Annotated in this window: 2 protein-coding genes and 1 pseudogene; all 3 read right to left on the reverse strand. The window is 58.6% G+C overall.

Annotated features, from left to right (window positions below):
• A partial coding sequence (locus tag L0H65_RS19060; protein ID WP_301460770.1) for an ABC transporter substrate-binding protein occupies positions 1-988 on the reverse strand: 988 nt, incomplete at its 3' end.
• 101 nt (positions 989-1089) lie between these two features.
• Positions 1090-1578, reverse strand: coding sequence for a hypothetical protein (locus L0H65_RS19065; protein WP_301460771.1), 489 nt, complete (start codon positions 1576-1578; stop codon positions 1090-1092).
• An 89-nt stretch (positions 1579-1667) separates the two neighbouring features.
• Positions 1668-2012 (reverse strand): annotated as a pseudogene (locus L0H65_RS19070) (hypothetical protein); the annotation flags it as partial.

The raw sequence follows: 2012 nt of genomic DNA on the forward strand, positions 1-2012 counted from the left end.
CATTGCCGATGGAGCCAAAGCCACGCAACACCTTATCCAGCATTTCCTGCCGGTCCATGGCGTATTTCAACGCCAAGCGCAGGTCGTTATTGTCAAACGGTGCCGTATCGACATGCATCACGAACACGTTTTGACCGCGCCCTTGCGTTTGCGCCAGATTGATACCCGGAGCCTTGCCCAGAAGGGCGGCGATTTTGGGGTCAATCAGGTTGGCCATATCAACCTGACCTGATTGCAGCGCCGCAGTCCGCGCCGTCGAGTCATTGATGATCAGAATTTCGGTCGAGTCGAAATGGCCGATCCCGTCATCCCAATATCCAGCGTAACGCTCAAACGTGTGGCGCACGCCCGGTTCATTGATGACGATTTTGTAGGGACCGGACATGATGCCGCTGGCCGGATTGTCGATGCCGCCGCCGGGCTGGATCATCAGGTGACGATCCGCCATCAAGTACGGAAGGTCGGCGTTTGCATCGGACAAGGTGATTTCAAACAAATCGCCTTCGGCGCGCATCGAGGCGATCCCCTTCATGATGCCCAACGCACCCGAAGTTGCCTTTTCATCCGAATGGCGTTGCATCGTCTTCAACACGTCATCCGCGGTCAATTTGCTGCCGTCATGGAACGTGATACCCTGCCGGATTTTGAACGACCAGACCTTTGCATCCGGGCTCGCGCTCAATTCCTCAGCAATCCGCATATCCAGACTGTTGTCGGGATTCACCCGGACCAGCGGCTCACCGATATGGGCCATGACGTTATAGGGTGCCTGACTGAGCGTCAACGCCGGATCAAGACTATTGGAACTTTCACCACCGCCGAGCCCCAGTTTGAGATGACCGCCCTTTTTCGGTGTTTCGCCTGCAGCCATGGCTGGCGCACCCATTGCCGCCAACGCGCCCACTGCGGCCGCGCCACCCATGAAGCCACGCCGCCCCATACGCGCCGCGTCAATCCTGTCGATGAGCTTTGCAAGATCGTCTTTCATTCGATTCTCCCTTTGGACTCTGTCCATTGTTTTTGTTGTCTTCCCGGTCAATAAACCCGCATATTCACCATCCGGCAACAATTTCTTTTGTCTGAAACGCGCTAATCGTCATCAAACAAGCAATCGTGACTGTCGCATTCAGGCAGATCATTGTCGCTATTAGACCGACTTCCAGTTGATCGCAACCAAGGGCAAGACAAAACAGCACCGCCGCCGGGCGGGCGTAGGACAGATTCACGCTTGACACGCTCATTGTATTCACGATCAAAAACAAGCTCATCATCTTCCCAGGCCCGCAACGCCCCTTTGAAAGCACGCGCTTCAGGCTCCGCCCAAATTTCCGCAATCGAGGGGGTGCGCGCAGCCCTTGCTCCCCGCGATATGTGTTGCTGGCACTCGCAGATCACATGCGCCTTGCCGGGATGCGCCGGGTCGACCGCAAACAGCGCAACTGTGTGGTTTTCCGTGACAAGCCCGTGATCGAGGTTTTCCACCCGGCTGCTGTGATCCTTCGCCATCAAAGCGCGGGTGCCGTGGACCAGACCATCCGCTGCACGCGGCGAGCCTTCGACAGGCGGCGATGGTTTCATTCACGCGCAGCGCGGAGGACAGGCGCCACCCATTGGGCACTTTTTCACAAATCATCTGGCGTCCGGACTGCCCCTTCTGCCGGACAGACCTATCGTGCAACCTTTGGGAGAGGGATGCCGAGCGCGGTGAAGCCGTTCAGCACGGCAACACGGACCTGGAACTCCGCGACCTGACGGTCGAAGTCCCGCGCCATGCACTGCGCGGCAATGGTTTGTCTTCAAACCATGGGAGGGTTGGTTTCGACGCGGCTTCGGCGGTGGTATTCGCTCCATCCATTGCCCGGCAGGCGCAGCCGCAGGATGCTGCCGAGAGGGGTCGCCAGAGCGCACGGCCGAGGTCTTTCGATGCCCGCAGGGCCTCGTTGCGCGCGACCGCACCTGCCGTGATCGCCTTCCACGGCTTGGCGTTCCTGCGCGGCGGTATGACTGCATTG

It is taken from the genome of Pseudorhodobacter sp., from assembly GCF_030452865.1.
Taxonomy (GTDB): Bacteria; Pseudomonadota; Alphaproteobacteria; order Rhodobacterales; family Rhodobacteraceae; genus Pseudorhodobacter.